Below are 15,548 nucleotides of genomic sequence, written 5' to 3' on the forward strand. Positions count from 1 at the left end.
GTGACCAATGAGGGTGAGAGTCGGAAATAGGCGGAGGTTCGGTCTTGCGTATTCCTGCGCACGCGGTATGCACGGCAATTCGCGATGACATCGTCTCCGGGGTCTTCCAGCCGGGCAGCAGGCTCACGGAGGAGGTGCTGGCCCGCCGCTACGGCGTCTCCCGCGTACCCGTCCGCGAGGCACTGCGCACCCTGGAGTCGGAGGGCTTCGTCACCACGCGGCGCCACGCCGGTGCCTGCGTGGCCGAGCCGACGGAGCAGGAGGCCGCCGACCTGCTGGAGCTGCGGATGCTGCTGGAACCCCTCGCCGCGGCCAGGGCCGCCCGGCGGCGCACCGAGGCCCACCTCAAAGTGCTGCGCGGGCTGGTCAGGCTGGGCCAGGAGCGGGCCAGGCGGGGGCAGGGGGAGGACCTGCGGTCCCTGGGCGGCTGGTTCCACGAGACCCTCGCCCAGGCCTCCGGGAGCCCCGGGCTGATCGCGCTGCTGACCCAGATGCGGCACAAGGTCGCGTGGATGTACGTGGTGGAGGCGCCGGCCCGGCCGGTGGAGTCCTGGGCGGAGCACGGCGCGATCGTGGACGCGGTGGCGCGCGGGGACGCCGAACGGGCCCGGGCGCTGACGGCCGTGCACGCGGACCGGGCGGCGGGGGCGCACCGGCCGCGGCTCCGGCCGGTGGTGAGCACTTCGCAACCTGCCGTAAACACGTCGGGCGGCCGGCATTAACAAAGGCCGTATACAAAGGACCGGTATCGGTGCGAATTCGCCGCCCGGCCCTGCCCTGTTCCTGAAGGGCGCGAATTCCCGCGGCCGTATCCGGCGGAATTCCGGCACCGCCTGCGTCCCGCCCGGCCGGATATGACGCGAGCAGTATTTCTGCCCGACCGGATCCTCGGGCCCCATTCCGTCGCGGAAACAGCGGAGCCGTGGTCCCCGGAGTTCCCGGGGCCACGGCTCCGCCGCCCGCACTGCGTGGGGTCGAACCCGACCCGAAGGGTCAGACGGTCTCGGGGAGCTCCTCGAGACCCTCGGCGACCAGCTTCGCGAGGCGGTCCAGCGCCACCTCGGCACCCTCGGCGTCGGACGCGAGGATGATCTCCTCGCCGCCCTGGGCGCCCAGGCCCAGCACCGCGAGCATGGACGCGGCGTTGACGGGGCTCCCGTCGGCCTTGGAGATGGTCACCGGGACGCCGGAAGCGGTCGTCGCACGGACGAAGATCGAGGCGGGACGAGCGTGCAGGCCCTCGGCCCAACCGACGTTGACGCGGCGCTCTGCCATGGTGATGCCCTTCAGGTTCTTACGGTTGTCTAGACCAGTCTCTCACGACGCTCCGAATGCTCCGACCGACCTTCGGCCCGGACCGTCCGCCGTTCGGCCTTCCCCAGCTTGCACTGATTTGCTCCAGCTTGTCTCATGCGCCGCGCAGGAGCTATCCGGCCGGTCATGGCCTTAAGATCGCCGCATGACCATCGAGTCGGATCCCTCGTACCCGGCCCACTGGGAAGCGGACGTCGTCCTGCGCGACGGCGGCACCGCCCGGATCAGGCCCATCACCCCCGCGGACGCGGGCCGGCTGGTCAGCTTCTACGAGCAGGTCTCGGACGAGTCGAAGTACTACCGGTTCTTCGCCCCCTACCCCCGGCTCTCCGACCGCGACGTGCACCGCTTCACGCACCACGACTACGTGGACCGCGTCGGCCTCGCCGCGACCATCGGCGAGGAGTTCATCGGCACCGTCCGCTACGACCGCATCGGCGCGGACGGCCGGCCCGCCACCGGACCCTCCGACGAGGCCGAGGTCGCCTTCCTCGTCCAGGACGCCCACCAGGGCCGCGGGGTGGCCTCCGCGCTCCTCGAACACATCGGCGCGGTGGCCCGGGAGCGGGGCATCCGCCGCTTCGCCGCCGAGGTGCTCCCCGCCAACACCAAGATGATCAAGGTGTTCACGGACGCCGGCTACCAGCAGAAGCGCAGCTTCGAGGACGGCTCCGTCCGCCTCACCCTCGACCTCGAACCCACCGCCGAGTCCCTCGCCGTCCAGCGCGCCCGCGAACAGCGCGCCGAAGCCCGCTCGGTGCAGCGGCTGCTGGCCCCCGGCTCGGTGGCGGTGATCGGCGTCAGCCGCTCGCTCGCGGGCGTGGGCGCGGCGGCCCTGCGCAACCTGCGCGACAGCGGCTTCCACGGCCACCTCTACGCCGTCAACGAGGCGGTCACCCGCGACCTGCTCGACGGCGTGCGCGCCTACCCCGCCATCGGCGCGATCGGCGCCCCCGTCGACCTCGCCGTGATCGCGGTCCCCGCCGACCGCGTCCCGGAGGCGGTCGCCGCCTGCGGCGAACACGGGGTGCAGGGGCTCGTCGTGCTGTCCGCCGGCTACGGGGAGAGCGGCCCGGAGGGGCTCGCCCGCCAGCGCGAACTGGTGCGCCAGGTGCGCTCGTACGGGATGCGGCTGATCGGTCCGAACGCCTACGGGGTGATCAACACCGCGCCGGAGGTGGAGCTCAACGCCTCGCTGACCCCCGCACCGATGCCGGTGCGCGGCCGGACCGGCCTGTTCACGCAGTCCGGGGCGATCGGGATCGCCCTGCTCTCGGCCCTGGTGCGGCGCGGGGAAGGACTGTCCTCCTTCGTCTCGGCGGGGAACCGGGCCGACGTCTCCGGAAACGACATCCTCCAGTACTGGTACGACGACGAGGCGACGGACGTCGCCCTCATGTACCTGGAAACGCTCGGCAACCCGCGCAAGTTCACCCGCCTCGCCCGCCGCACGGCCGCCGTCAAGCCGGTGGTCGTCGCCAAGGGCGGCCGCCACACGCCGGCCGGCCACGTCGTCCCGGACACCCGGCTGCCGGACGCCACCGTCTCCGCCCTGCTGCGCCAGGCCGGCGTGATCCGGGTCGACACGGTGACCGAGCTGGTGGACGTCGGCCTCCTGCTGGCCTCGCAGCCGCTGCCCGCCGGACCCCGCATCGCGATCCTCGGCAACTCCGAGTCCCTCGGAGTCCTCACCTACGACGCCTGCCTCACGCAGGGCCTGCGGCCGCTGCCGCCGATCGACCTGACCACGGCGGCCGCCCCGGCGGACTTCCGCGAGGCGCTGACCACGGCGCTCGCCTCCGACGACAACGACGCGGTCGTCGTCACCGCGATCCCGTGGGTGAACGAGCAGGCTCCCGCGGACGACCTGGCCGACGCCCTGCGGGAGGCCGTGGCCGAGGTGCCGGGCAAGCCGGTGGCCGTCGTGCACGTGGAACTCGACGACCTGGTCGAGGCCCTGTCCGGGTTCCCGGCCCCGACGGCGATCGAGGCGCTCGTCGGGGCGGAGCCGCGCCCCCGCACCAGGATCCCGAGCTACCCCGCCGGGGAGCGGGCCGTCCGCGCCCTCGCCGAAGCCGTGCGCTACGGGCAGTGGCGGCGGGCCAACGCCGAGGCCGGCCAGGTGCCCGAGTACGAGGACATCGACGAGGCCGGCGCCGCCGCCCAGCTCACCGCGCTGCTCGCCGGCGTCGACGGCGAAGCCGTCCACACCCTGACCGACTGGGACGCCCGCGAGCTGCTCGGGCGGTACGGGATCCGCGTCCAGCCCACCCTGCCCGCGCCCAGCCCCGACGCGGCGGTCAGGGCCGCCGGGATCCTGGGCTACCCCGTGGCCCTCAAGACCACGGCCCCCCACCTGCGCCACCGCGCGGACCTGGGCGGCGTACGGCTCGACCTGCGCGACGAGGCCGAGCTGAGGCTCTCGTACGAGGAGCTCACCGACGCGCTCGGGAAGCCGGCGGAGCTCCAGCCGGTGATCCAGCCCATGGTGCCCCGCGGGGTGGACACGGTCATCCGCTCCGTGATCGACCCGGCGGCCGGCGCCGTCCTGTCCTTCGGGCTCGCGGGCGTGCCCTCCGAGCTGCTCGGCGACACCGCCCACCGGCTGGTCCCGGCCACCGACCGGGACGCCGCCGGGCTGATCCGGTCCATCAGGGCCGCCCCGCTCCTCTTCGGCTGGCGCGGCAGCGACCCCGTGGACACCCCGGCCCTCGAGGAGCTGCTCCTGCGCCTCTCCCGGCTCGTGGACGACCACCCCGAGGTCGTCGGCGTCTCCCTGGAGCCGGTGGTCGTCGCCACCGAGGGCCTCTCCGTGCTCAGCGCCACCGTCCGGGTCGCCCACCCGCCCGCCCGCGGTGACCTCGGGCCCCGGACCCTCCCCAGTTACTGAGCGGGTACGGCGAAGGCCGGGGTGCCCCGTACGGGCCTTAGGATGGACCTCATGGCGAAATCCGGTACGACGACCCAGGGGCTGCGCACGGCGATCGAGCGCAGCGGCTACTACCCCGCCCTCGTGGCCGAGGCCGTGGAGGCCGCGGTGGGCGGCGAGCCGATCTCGTCGTACCTGGTCCACCAGGAGACGACCTTCGACTCCAACGAGGTGCGCCGTCACGTCACCGTGCTGGTCCTGACCGGGAACCGGTTCATCGTCAGCCACACCGACGAGCAGGCCGCCGACGCCGGGTCCCCGTCCCCGTACGCGACCACCTCCACCGAGTCGGTCAAGCTCTCCAGCATCTCCTCCGTGGTGCTCAGCCGTGTCGTCGCCAACCCGGAGTCCTACACACCGGGCACCCTGCCCCGCGAGGTCGTCCTGACCATCGGCTGGGGCGCGGTCTCCCGGATCGACCTGGAGCCGGCCGCCTGCGGCGACCCGAACTGCGACTCCGACCACGGCTACACCGGCAACTCCACCGCCGACGACCTCAGCCTGCGGGTCAGCGAGGCGGGCGACGGCCCCGAGGCAGTGCGCCAGACCCTGGCCTTCGCGCAGGCACTCAGTGAAGCCACTGCGGCCACCTCCTCCCCCTCCGCCCGCTGATGGCACACCCTGCGGCGCAGAACTGGCAGGACTGGCAGGACGAGCCGGAGCTGCTGGACCTCGCCGCCGTGCCCGTCCCCGAGTACGGCACCGGCTCGCTCGCCGACCTGCTGCCCACGCTGGTGGCGGGCCAGGGCGTACCCGGCTTCGAGGCCTCGATCGCCGAGCTGACCCCGGCCGACCGGAACTGCGTGTTCCTCGTCGACGGCATGGGCTGGGAACAGATCAAGGCCCACCCGGACGAGGCCCCGTACCTCACCTCCCTCCTCGGCACCTCGCGCGGCGGCACCGGCCGCCCGATCACCGCCGGCTTCCCGGCGACCACCGCCACCTCGCTGGCCTCCGTCGGCACCGGCCTGCCGCCCGCCCGGCACGGCCTGCCCGGCTACGCGGTGCGCAACCCGGCCACCGGCGAGCTGATGAACCAGCTCCGCTGGCAGCCGTGGACCCCGCTCAAGCCCTGGCAGCCGTACCCGACCGTGTTCGAGCTGGCCGACAAGGCCGGTGTGGCGACCGCGCAGGTGTCCTCGCCCGCGTTCCAGACCACCCCGCTCACCAAGATCGCACTGAGCGGCGGAACGTTCCTCGGCCGGATGACCGGCGAGGAGCGGATGGACCTCACGGCCGACCGCCTCGCGGCCGGCGACCGCTCGCTCGTGTACACGTACTACAGCGAGCTCGACGGGGCCGGCCACCGGCACGGCGTGGACTCCGACGCCTGGCGCGGCCAGCTCATGTACGTGGACCGGCTCGTCCAGCGGCTCGCCGAGCAACTCCCGCCGCGCACGGCCCTGTACGTGACCGCGGACCACGGCATGGTCGACGTCCCCTTCGACGAGGACGCGCGCATCGACTACGACGAGGACTGGGAACTGGGCGCGGGCGTGGCGCTGCTGGGCGGCGAGGGCCGGGCCCGGCACGTGTACGCCGTCCCGGGCGCCGAGGCCGATGTCCTGACGGTGTGGCGCGAGGTCCTCGGCGACCGGTTCTGGATCGCGAGCCGCGAAGAGGCCCTGGAACTGGGCTGGTTCGGCGCGCCGGGGGAGTGCGACGAGCGCGTCCTCGGCCGGATCGGCGACGTCGTCGCGGCCGCCCAGGCCGACGTCGCCGTCACCGCCTCGCGGAGCGAGCCCAACGAGTCCGCCCTCGTCGGCATGCACGGCTCCATGACCGCGGCCGAACAGCTCGTCCCGCTGCTCGAAATCCGCACCTGACCCGCCCTCGGTCCCGTCCCCCTCTCCCCGCCCCGCAGCCCATGACCCGAAAGGTCCCGTACTTCCCATGCCCGAGCTGGTGTTCTTCTCCGGAACGATGGACTGCGGAAAGAGCACCCTGGCGCTCCAGATCGGCCACAACCGGTCTGCGCGCGGTCTGCAGGGCGTGATCTTCACCCGCGACGACCGGGCGGGCGAGGGCAAGCTCTCCTCCCGTCTCGGCCTGGTGACGGAGGCCGTCGAGGCGGCCGTGGGCATGGACCTGTACGCGTACCTGGTGAACGAGCTGTCCAAGGGCGGCAAGGCCGACTATGTGATCGTGGACGAGGCCCAGTTCCTCGCCCCGGAGCAGATCGACCAGCTGGCCCGGATCGTGGACGACCTCGACATGGACGTCTTCGCCTTCGGCATCACCACGGACTTCCGCACGAAGCTCTTCCCCGGCTCCCAGCGCCTGATCGAACTCGCCGACCGCATCGAACAACTGCAGGTCGAGGCCCTGTGCTGGTGCGGCGCCCGGGCCACGCACAACGCCCGTACGGTGGGCGGCGTGATGGTCGTGGAAGGCGAACAGGTCGTCGTCGGCGATGTGAACCGCCCGGCGGAGGAGATCGGCTACGAGGTCCTCTGCCGCCGCCACCACCGCCGCCACATGACCAGCGCCGCCGCCCACGCGGGCGCCCTCTCCCCGGACGTCCTCCCGGTCAACCACTCCTGACCACCGGCTTCGTGGTGTGAACCGCCGCGATCCGGCCGGAGCCCGGTCAGTACTGGGACTCCGCGTAGAACCCGAACGCCCGTGACAGACCTGCCCGCACGGCGCCGCGCCGGGTGAGGGTGGCTCTGTCGACGCCGCCGAAGAGCGCCGCGAGCGTGATGTCGGCGCCGAGTGCCCGGCCCGCCACGCTCACCGACAGCCGTTTGCCCTTCCCGAGGCCGGACTGCTTCACCCTGACGGCAACTCCCGGGTCCTCCGTGTCCGCAGCCCTGGTCAGGGTGTATTCCTTGCCGTTGACCGCCGTCAGCCGGTACCGGTCTCCGCCGTACCCCAGACGCAGCGAGCGCCCCCGGTGAGCCTCGGACCAGACGTGCAGTACGAACGGCGCCGTGGTGGTGTGCATCTCTCTCCCTGGCCGGCCGATGGGGCGGAGGCGCCGCGCAGCGCACTCTTGTCGGAGCCGGGGCGGCCTCTTGGGGGCCCTGGGCTCAGGGCCATCGGGTTTCGCCGTGGAATTCCGGTGGGGGTGCTTCCCGGGGGTGCTCGTGTGGCGTGGGGTGGGCAGGTCGCCGGAGGTCCGAGTAGTAGCCGGCGTCCGGGGTGAGGGCCGCGGCCTGGCGGGCTTCCTCGGTCCAGCTGTGGGCGAGTTCCAGGCCCGGCGGTACGGGGGCCGGGCCGTGCGGGGATGGGGCGGGCGGAGCGGACTCCGTCGCGCCGGCCGGGACCTGGAGGCTGCCGTAGCGCTCCATCCGCTGCCAGCGCAGACGGGAGCCGGCGATGGCGGTGAAGACCGACTGGATGACCACGAGGTACATGAGCTGGCGGTAGACGAACTGCTGGAAGGGCAGGCTCCAGAGCGGTCCCGGCCGCTCCCCGTCGAGGCGGAAGGCGTAGAGCCCCATCAGCGCCTGGAGAAGGAGGAACGCGGTCCACAGGCCGAGGATCCGCAGCGGATCCAGGAAGACCAGGCCGTAGACCGCGAAGACGTCCACGACGGGGGCCAGCAGGGGCAGCAGGACCTGGAACGTCAGCAGGTAGACCAGACCGCGGCGGCCGAGCTTGCCGGCCTGCCCGCGCTGGGTGAGCGCGCCGCGGTGCTTCCACATCGCCTGCAGGGTGCCGTAACACCAGCGGTAGCGCTGCTTCCACAGCGCGCCGAGCGAGGCGGGCGCCTCCGTCCAGGCCTTGGCGCGCTCCTCGTAGACGACGCGCCAGCCGCCCCGGCACAGGGCCATGGTGAGGTCGGTGTCCTCGGCGAGGGTGGTGTCGCTGACGCCGCCGACGCGCAGCAGCGCTTCGCGGCGGAAGGCGCCGACGGCGCCGGGAACGGTCGGCATGCACTCGGCGAGGTCGAACAGGCGGCGGTCGAGGTTGAATCCGACGACGTACTCGATGTGCTGCCAGCGCCCCAGCAGGCCGCCCCGGTTGACGACCTTGGCGTTGCCCGAGACCGCGCCGACGCGGCGGTTGGCGAAGGGCTGGACGATCATGCGCACGGCGTCCGGTTCGAAGACGGTGTCGCCGTCGACCATGACGAGCAGGTTGCAGGACGCGGCGGTGATGCCGGTGTTGAGCGCGGCGGGCTTGCCGGCGTTCTGCTGCCGGATGACCCGGACTCCCGGCAGCCGGAGGGATTCGACGAGGTCGGCGGTGCCGTCGGTGGAGCCGTCGTCGACGACGATGACCTCGACGGGGTGGTCGGAGGCCAGGAGGGAGCGGACGGCCGCCTCGATGCCGGCGCTCTCGTTGTAGGCGGGGACGATGACGCTGACGGGCTCGGTCACCGGCGCCCCCCACGGCCTGCGGCGCATCCGTACGTGGCGCCGGGCCGCGACGAACACGGCGACGGCACGCAGCAGGCTGATCGCGCCCGCCGCCCACAGCAGCCAGGACAGGGCTTCGAGGATCCCGTCACTGGTCCGGAGCGCGGTGATCAGCGCGAGGCCCTGCCAGTGCTCGGCCGTCCCCGCGGGCTGCACCGCCGTGGGGAGGGAGACCGCGTCGCCGACCGTGGCGAAGGTGAACCCGGCGGCCTTGAGCCGGGGCAGCAGTTGCTCGAGGGCGGCGACGGTCTGCGAGCGGTCACCCCCCGCGTCGTGCATCAGCAGGATCTGTCCGCCGGTGCCCTTCGGGGTGGCGTTGGCGACGATCCGCTCGACGCCCGGCCGGCGCCAGTCCTCGCTGTCCAGGGACGTGAGGACGGTGAGGTAGCCCTCCTGCCCGGCCTGTACGACGGCCTCCCAGTCGGCGTCGGTGAGTGCGCTGTTGCCGGAGGAGTACGGGGGCCGCAGCAGGGGGGTGGTGACACCGGTGGCGCCGGCGATGACGAGCTGCGATTCGCGGAGCTCGAGGGAGCGCCGCCAGGGGGAAGCGGTGCCCAGATCGGTGTGGGTAAAGCTGTGGAGTCCGATCTGGTGGCCGTCTTCGACGATCCGGCGGGCGAGCTCCGGGTTCTCGGCGACCCGGGTGCCGACGGTGAAGAACGTGGCGCGGACGCCGTTGCGCCGCAGGACGTCGAGGACCTTCGGAGTCCACACCGGGTCGGGGCCGTCGTCGAAGGTCAGCGCGATCGTACGAGCTGCCGGACCGGCGGTGCGGCCCGCGGCTCCCTCGACCACCGGGCCGCCGGAGGCTATCTGCGCGGGTACGGAGGAGGCCGGGCCCCGGCCCCGAGGCGCGCCGTCGGCGGTGGTGTCGAACATGTGCCGGGTGTAGCCCTGGAGCAGCAGGGCGGCCGAGAGGGTGAGCACGAGCGTGGTGAGCAGCAGCCAGTGCGTGCGCAGCGGAACGTTGCGCACGGTGCTGCGCCGGCCGTGGGACGGCGCCGGGCGGCGACGGTTCTTGGACAACGAAGGTGTTTCCTGCCTGCTGCGCTCGGGGGGAGGGGCGGGGGCGGTGGGCTTACGGGTGGGAGGTGGGCTTGCCGCCGCCGTGGCCGGGTGCGGTGGTGGGGCGGCCGCGCGCGGTGTTCGCCGCTGCCGGGGAAGCGCCGTTCCCCTGGGTCGCCGCGGGCGTCGGGGCGGTGACGGGGGCCCCGGTCGGACCTGGCACGGCCGTCGGGCCGGCCGCGGGGGCCGCCGCCGGGGACGGGGCGCCGGACCGGGTGGGCTTCGCGGCCCCCGCCGTGCCGGAGGACGGGCTCGGGGCGCGCTCCGCGGCCGGGGAGGCGGGGGTGTGCGGTGCCGGGGCCGTGGGGAGGAACGGCGAGCGAACCGTGGGGCCGCCGAGCAGGGTACTGATGAGCAGAACGACGTAGGCGGCGGCGGGTATGACGAGCAGGCGCCCGGCCCGGCGCACCCGGCGCTGCCTGCGACCGGAGGCGTCGACGAAGACGGGGCTCGGGTCGGGAGCGTGCGGCGGAGCCGTCCCTGCCCGGCCCGGGTCGCCTTCCGTGGCGCGCGGGATCGGCACGGTGTCCTCGCTCAGGGTGCTGCCAAGGCGCTCTTGCATCGGTGGGGGCCTCAAGGGGTAGCGGGTTCAGGGCCGGGCGGTCGGGGAGCGGTGGGGTGGGGCGGGGTGCCGGTCACCCCTTCGGGTGCGTGGCGGCCGGGGCGTCCGGCCGGCGGTCCGGAGGGACGGTCTGGTGGCTGCCGGGGCCGTTCGGCGTGTGGGTCTGGGCCGAACCCGCCGGAGTGGTGGGCCGGTTGCCGGTCCCGGCTCCGGGCGTCGGATGGCCGCTCGGCCGCCCGGCCGGGGGACGGCCCGTCGGGGCCGTCGGCCCGGGGCTCTGGCCACCCGTGGTGGCGTCCAGCGCCGGCGCGCAGTAGCGGGGCACGTTCTCCGGGTTTCCGGCCGCCGCGACCAGAACGGCGAAGCGCTCCTGCGCCGGCGTGCGCCCGGGATCGTCGCCGATCGCCTGGAGGTAGGCGCGGCACAGCTCCACCAGATCCGCGGGTACGGACGTGGTGGACCTCCCGGTGACGGCGGGCGGCACGGCGCCGGACGGGGCCGGGGAGGAGGTCACCGCCGGCCGCGGCTCGCTGCGGGCGGGACCGCCGCCCAGCCCGGCGGGCAGATGGCCGGTGCCGGCCGCGACGGCGACGCCGCCGAGCGCGGTGGCGGCGGCGACGGCCGCGACCTTCGCACCCAGGAGCTTCGCCGTGGGCGTTCGCATCGGCCGCCTCCGGGGGTGGGGCTGAGGGACAGGGTCACGTGCGAGGCGAGCGGCCCGGAAGGCGGCCAGCGCCGCCCGTTCGCCAGCCAGCTCGCCTTCCGCGGCGGGAGCGGCGGCGGCGCTGAGCAGGCGCGCGAGGGCGTCGTGGCCGCCCGTTGACGTGGCAGGGCCCCGGCCGAGCAGCTGCTCGGCGGTGCGCTGGTCGATCCGACGGGGACGGTTGGTGCTCATCTCATGCCCTTCAGCGTTCGTGCCGTCGTCGGTGTCACTCCCTGTGCGGAAAACTTTTCCGGCGTCGCCGGCGGATCCGCCGCCGTCGCCGCTCCTGTGGCCGGTTCCGGGCCGGGAACAGGGTCCGGTTCCGGGGCCGTTCCCCTCCGCCGCCGCGGTCCTGCGAGCCGTGCCGCGAGCTTGCGCAGGCCCCGGTGGGAGGCCATCCGTACCGCGCCCGCCCGCTTGCCGAGCACCCGAGCGGCGGTTTCCGCGTCCAGATCCATGACCACCCTGAGCAGCACGGCCTCGGCCTGGTCGCGGGGCAGCGTGGCTATGAGAGCCAGCGCGGCCGTCGTGTCCACCGTCGCCAGGGCCGAGGCCTCGGTGTCGTCGTCCGTCGGCCGGTCGCGGAGCAGGTCCTCCGCCGGCACCCCGCTGACCGGCCGCCGGCGCTGCGCGCGCAACAGGTCCATCGCCCGGTTCCGGCCGATCGTCGCCGCCCAGCCGCGGAACCCGTCGAAGTCCCCCCGGAACGAACCCAGGTCCCGGGCGATCTGCAGCCACGTCTCCGAGGCCACGTCCTCGGCGTCCGCACCGACCAGCACCGTGAGGTAGCGCAGGAGGCCGGGCTGCACGGCGCGGAACAACGCCCCGAAGGCGGCTTCGTCCCCGTTCCGGGCCGCTTCGACCTGCTCGGACATCTCCGCGGCGCCGTGTGGGGCGGTCACTTCGGGTTTCTCCGTCTCGTCCGCGGCCTCGCCGGACCGCTCCGCATTCTGCACCGGGTCATCATGCGGTACGGCCCGCCCGAAGCGGGTGCGTACGAGGCCTGGCCAAGGCGGGGGGGCGTACGCAATGATCACGCCCCATCACCTGTCATGCGCACCACATCCCAACCCGGAGGATGTCCATGGACCGCCGCACACCCCGCGGCCTCGCCGCCACCGCCACCGCCACCGTGGCCCTGTTCGCCCTGGCCGGACCGGCCACGGCCTCGGGCTCGGCCGCGACCGGGGCTCTGCCCCAGGCCCGTATCTTCATGGTCAACCCCGTCCAGTCCTCGGGCGACCAGACCCTCACCGACGCCAAGGACGCGGCGGACGCCGTCCCGTCGTCCGCCTACACCACCGCCGCGCTGCGCAACCTGGACGCGAGCGGCGGGCTCTCGGGGAAGTGGGCCTACGTCAGATCGGACACGGGCGCCTCGGCGAACGTCGCCGGCGTGGGCGCCCTCACCCGGGCCGACGACCAGTTCGAGCAGGTCATGGCCTACTTCTGGGTCAACGAGGCGCAGGAGTACCTGCAGGGCCTCGGCTTCGGCACCGAACTGCCCGGCGCCAACGACCGGGCGCAGCCCGTCCGTATCAACCAATGGGGCGCCGACAACTCCTTCTTCACCGACAAGAAGGCGGAGATCCGCTTCGGCAAGGGCGGAGTCGACGACGCCGAGGACGCCGAGGTGATCGTCCACGAATACGGGCACGCGGTGCACAATGCCCAGGTCCCCGGCTTCGGCACCTCCCCGGAGGCCGGCGCGATCGGTGAGGCCTTCGGCGACTACCTGGCCGTCGAGGTCGGCTCGCACGCGCAGGCCGCCTACGGGTGGCCGGCCAAGGCCGACCCGGCCTGCGTCGCCGACTGGGACTCGGTCACCTACAGCCCCGCCCCGCACTGCCTGCGCCGCGTCGACGGGAACAAGGTCTACGCGGACCGGGTCGGCGAGGTCCACGCCGACGGCGAGATCTGGTCCCGCGCCCTCTTCGACATCCGGGGCGCGCTGGGTGCGCGGACCGCCGACCGCATCATCGTGAACGCGCAGTTCGGCTTCGCGCCCGACACCACTTTCCAGGACGCCGCACTGACGACGATCGCCACCGCCCAGCGCATGTACGGCAAGAGCGCCGCGGACGCGGTGCGCCAGGCGTTCAAGGCCCGGCAGATTCCGGGCATCCAGTAACACCCGCCCCGGTAACGGGCGGCGGGGTCCCCGTGCGATTCGGCCGATGGGCTCACGTCAAGGGGATGGTTCGCCTATCTTGCTGACGTGGACCAGTTGATCGCCGGGGACCCGACCCGCATAGGCCCCTACCGTGTCATCGCCCGGCTGGGCGCGGGGGGAATGGGCCTGGTCTACCTGGGCCGGTCCGAGGGCGGCCGTACCGTGGCCGTGAAGGTCGTACAGGCCGAACACGCCGGACACGCGGAGTTCCGCAGGCGCTTCGCGCGCGAAGTGGCCGCCGCGCGCCGGGTGGGCGGGAGCTGGACGGCGGATGTGCTCGACGCCGACCCCGAGGCCGCCGTGCCGTGGGTCGCGACCCAGTACATCCCGGGGCCCGATCTGCAGACCGTGGTCGCGAAGGACTTCGGGCCGCTGCCCGAGCACTCGGTCCGCACCCTCGCCAACCGCCTCGCCCTCGCCCTCCAGGCCGTGCACGGGGCGGGTCTGATCCACCGGGACCTCAAGCCCTCCAACGTCCTGGTGACCGTCGACGGCCCGCGCGTCATCGACTTCGGGATCGCGCGGGCGATGGACAGCCTCGGCGGGGACAGCCTGCTCACCCGGACGGGCACGCTGATCGGCTCGGCGGGCTTCATGTCGCCGGAACAGGTCCGCGGCCTCGAACTCACCCCCGCCAGCGACGTCTTCTGCCTGGGCGCCGTCCTCGTCTACGCGGCCACCGGGCGGCTGCTGTTCGGGGCCGGGGACACCGGCCTGAACGCCCATCTCTTCCGGGTCGCCGAGGAGGAGGCGGACCTGACCGGCGTACCGGAGACGCTGGTCGACCTCGTACGCGCGTGCCTGGAGAAGGACCCGGCCAGGCGGCCCACCCCCGAGCAGATCGCCGAGCGTACGGCGGCGGACCAGGCCGGGGAGTGGCTGCCGGGCGCGGTGCTGGCACAACTGGGCCGCCACGCCGCGCAGTTGCTGGACTACGCCCCGGAAGTGCCCGCAGGGGCCTTGGCGGGAGACCCCGCCGGGACGCCCGCCGAGCCGCCGCCGCAGCCCCGTACCGCGCCGCCGCCCCCACCGCCCGCGTACGCCCCCACGGCCCCGGCCCACTTCGTGCCCGGCCAGGGCTTCGGCCCGCCACCGGACGCCGGTTCCCCGCATCCGAGGCGGTGGTGGGGACTGGCGGTCATCGCCGTGGCCCAGTTGATGGTGCTGCTGGACGCGATCTCCTTCACCATGGCGGCGCCGTTCGTCCGGAGCGACCTGCATCTTGACTTCGATGACGTGGTCCTCTCGTTCAAGGCCTACGCGCTCGCCTTTGGATGCGTGCTGCTGCTCGGGGGTTACCTCGCCGACCTCGTGGGACGCAGACTCACCTTGATCATCGGCCTGGCCGGATGCGCGGCGGCTTCCGCGCTCGGCGGCCTGGCGCCGAATTCCGGCACGCTGGTCGCGGCCCGCGCCCTCGAGGGCGTCTTCGCCGCGCTGGTCACGCCGTCCGCGCTGGCCCTGGTGGCCGGGGGCTTCACGGATCCGAAGGAACGCGGCCGGGCCTTCGCGATCTACGGCGGGATCGCCGGCGGTGGTGTGGCGCTCTGGGAGCTCACGGGCAGCCTGCTCATGGAATTCCTGTCCTGGCGCGTGTCGCTGTACACCGGCGTCCTCCTCGCCGTGATCGCCCTCATCGGTGCGCTCACCCTGCTGCACGACCGTCCGGGACCCGTCGGCGCCCGTGTCGACGTACCGGGACTGCTGCTCGGCACCGGCGGGCTCGGCGCGCTCACCTACGGCGCCACCGAGGCGGGCTGGCGCGGCTGGATCGACCCCCTGACCCTGGTCCTGTTCCTGGCGGGCGCCGGCCTGCTGGCGGCCTTCCTGTGGTCGCAGACGAGGACGTCGGGGCCGTTCCGCTCGCTGTCGGCGGTCCGGGGCCGGGACCGCGTCGGCTGCTTCCTCGCCCTGCTCCTGGCCGGCCTCGGCATCACCGCCGCGTTCCCGCATCTGTTCTTCGCCATCGACAACGGCCTCCTTTTCCTGCCCTTCGTCGCCGCGATCGTCATCGGCTCCGCGCAGTCCGCCCGGCTGCTGCGCCGCGCGGCGCCCCGTACGCCGATCGCGGCGGGGCTGGTGTGCGCGGCCGCCGGACTGGCGGTCCTCACCGGTTTCGGGCCCGGCAGCCCGGCCGTGGTGGTGCCCGGCATGCTCCTCACCGGCTTCGGCACCGGGCTCGCCTTCGTGCCGCTCTTCGCCACCGCGACCGCCGATCCTCAGCACTCCGGGGTGCGCTCCGCGACCGTCACCGCCGCCCAGCACGTCGGCGGCGCGATCGGCCCGGGCCTGCTCGCCCACGAAGGCCTGGACGCCTCGCCCTGGTGGGCGGTCGGCGCCCTGCTGCTCGCGGGCCTGATCGGCGGCCTGATGGTCACCGCCAGGGCTCCCGAGGCCGACGCAGCGCCGGTGCTCAAGGGGGGTTGGTGACCGGC

13 protein-coding genes are annotated in these 15,548 nt (G+C 73.7%); 7 read left to right on the plus strand and 6 right to left on the minus strand.

From position 1 onward, the window contains the following. The first annotated feature begins 44 nt into the window (after window positions 1-44). Entirely contained in the window at window positions 45-722 is a 678-nt protein-coding gene (locus ACIP5M_RS21385; RefSeq protein WP_401199266.1) for a GntR family transcriptional regulator, read from the plus strand. 271 nt (window positions 723-993) lie between these two features. Here the strand turns inward: ACIP5M_RS21385 and ACIP5M_RS21390 are convergent, their stop codons facing one another. Beyond that, window positions 994-1,275, minus strand: a complete 282-nt coding sequence (locus ACIP5M_RS21390; RefSeq protein ID WP_401199268.1) for an HPr family phosphocarrier protein — start codon at window positions 1,273-1,275, stop codon at window positions 994-996. Between the two features lie 184 nt (window positions 1,276-1,459). Between ACIP5M_RS21390 and ACIP5M_RS21395 the strand changes: the two genes are divergently transcribed. From ACIP5M_RS21395 to ACIP5M_RS21410, 4 genes are all read left to right on the plus strand, one after another. Then, window positions 1,460-4,204 carry a GNAT family N-acetyltransferase gene (locus ACIP5M_RS21395; RefSeq protein ID WP_401199270.1) on the plus strand — a complete coding sequence of 915 codons (2,745 nt, stop codon included), beginning with the start codon at window positions 1,460-1,462 and terminating at the stop codon, window positions 4,202-4,204. A 51-nt stretch (window positions 4,205-4,255) separates the two neighbouring features. After that, the gene (locus tag ACIP5M_RS21400) at window positions 4,256-4,855 is read left to right on the plus strand and encodes a DUF5998 family protein (protein WP_327737837.1); all 600 of its coding nucleotides are present in this window, start codon (window positions 4,256-4,258) and stop codon (window positions 4,853-4,855) included. Next, a complete protein-coding gene (locus ACIP5M_RS21405; protein WP_401199272.1) occupies window positions 4,855-6,069 on the plus strand; it encodes an alkaline phosphatase family protein in 1,215 nt (404 codons plus the stop codon). The genes ACIP5M_RS21400 and ACIP5M_RS21405 overlap by 1 nt, the downstream gene beginning before the upstream one ends. Before the next feature lie 67 nt (window positions 6,070-6,136). After that, window positions 6,137-6,787, plus strand: a complete 651-nt coding sequence (locus tag ACIP5M_RS21410) for a thymidine kinase (protein ID WP_401199274.1) — start codon at window positions 6,137-6,139, stop codon at window positions 6,785-6,787. Between the two features lie 46 nt (window positions 6,788-6,833). Here ACIP5M_RS21410 and ACIP5M_RS21415 read toward each other — a convergent pair whose 3' ends face one another. The 5 genes from ACIP5M_RS21415 to ACIP5M_RS21435 form a co-directional block, all read right to left on the minus strand. Continuing rightward, complete coding sequence (locus tag ACIP5M_RS21415) at window positions 6,834-7,190, minus strand: hypothetical protein (protein ID WP_401199276.1); 357 nt, start codon at window positions 7,188-7,190, stop codon at window positions 6,834-6,836. An 85-nt stretch (window positions 7,191-7,275) separates the two neighbouring features. Beyond that, a complete protein-coding gene (locus ACIP5M_RS21420) occupies window positions 7,276-9,636 on the minus strand; it encodes a bifunctional polysaccharide deacetylase/glycosyltransferase family 2 protein (protein ID WP_401199278.1) in 2,361 nt (786 codons plus the stop codon). A 52-nt stretch (window positions 9,637-9,688) separates the two neighbouring features. Then, the gene (locus tag ACIP5M_RS21425) at window positions 9,689-10,237 is read right to left on the minus strand and encodes a hypothetical protein (RefSeq protein ID WP_401199280.1); all 549 of its coding nucleotides are present in this window, start codon (window positions 10,235-10,237) and stop codon (window positions 9,689-9,691) included. A 73-nt stretch (window positions 10,238-10,310) separates the two neighbouring features. Beyond that, on the minus strand, window positions 10,311-11,132 hold the full coding sequence (locus ACIP5M_RS21430; RefSeq protein WP_401199282.1) for a hypothetical protein: 822 nt from the start codon (window positions 11,130-11,132) through the stop codon (window positions 10,311-10,313). Beyond that, complete coding sequence (locus ACIP5M_RS21435) at window positions 11,129-11,896, minus strand: RNA polymerase sigma factor (RefSeq protein WP_401199284.1); 768 nt, start codon at window positions 11,894-11,896, stop codon at window positions 11,129-11,131. Before ACIP5M_RS21435 ends, ACIP5M_RS21430 begins: the two co-directional genes overlap by 4 nt. 128 nt (window positions 11,897-12,024) lie before the next feature. On the opposite strand from ACIP5M_RS21435, the gene ACIP5M_RS21440 reads away from it, so the two are divergent. Next, entirely contained in the window at window positions 12,025-13,071 is a 1,047-nt protein-coding gene (locus ACIP5M_RS21440; protein ID WP_401199286.1) for a M4 family metallopeptidase, read from the plus strand. A gap of 87 nt (window positions 13,072-13,158) precedes the next feature. Then, window positions 13,159-15,543 (plus strand): MDR family MFS transporter, encoded by a 2,385-nt coding sequence (locus ACIP5M_RS21445; RefSeq protein ID WP_401199288.1) that lies wholly within the window; start codon window positions 13,159-13,161, stop codon window positions 15,541-15,543. The last annotated feature ends 5 nt before the right edge of the window (window positions 15,544-15,548 follow it).

The sequence above is a fragment of the Streptomyces sp. NPDC088762 genome, assembly GCF_044750905.1.
Lineage (GTDB): Bacteria > Actinomycetota > Actinomycetes > Streptomycetales > Streptomycetaceae > Streptomyces.

Bases quoted from the DNA above. Each gene is read 5' to 3' on its own strand.
- ACIP5M_RS21390 (WP_401199268.1), bottom strand. From the start codon at position 1,275: ATGGCAGAGCGCCGCGTCAACGTCGGTTGGGCCGAGGGCCTGCACGCT.
- ACIP5M_RS21405 (WP_401199272.1), top strand. From the start codon at position 4,855: ATGGCACACCCTGCGGCGCAGAACTGGCAGGACTGGCAGGACGAGCCG.
- ACIP5M_RS21400 (WP_327737837.1), top strand. From the start codon at position 4,256: ATGGCGAAATCCGGTACGACGACCCAGGGGCTGCGCACGGCGATCGAG.
- ACIP5M_RS21395 (WP_401199270.1), top strand. From the start codon at position 1,460: ATGACCATCGAGTCGGATCCCTCGTACCCGGCCCACTGGGAAGCGGAC.
- ACIP5M_RS21430 (WP_401199282.1), bottom strand. From the start codon at position 11,132: ATGAGCACCAACCGTCCCCGTCGGATCGACCAGCGCACCGCCGAGCAG.
- ACIP5M_RS21440 (WP_401199286.1), top strand. From the start codon at position 12,025: ATGGACCGCCGCACACCCCGCGGCCTCGCCGCCACCGCCACCGCCACC.
- ACIP5M_RS21410 (WP_401199274.1), top strand. From the start codon at position 6,137: ATGCCCGAGCTGGTGTTCTTCTCCGGAACGATGGACTGCGGAAAGAGC.
- ACIP5M_RS21415 (WP_401199276.1), bottom strand. From the start codon at position 7,190: ATGCACACCACCACGGCGCCGTTCGTACTGCACGTCTGGTCCGAGGCT.
- ACIP5M_RS21425 (WP_401199280.1), bottom strand. From the start codon at position 10,237: ATGCAAGAGCGCCTTGGCAGCACCCTGAGCGAGGACACCGTGCCGATC.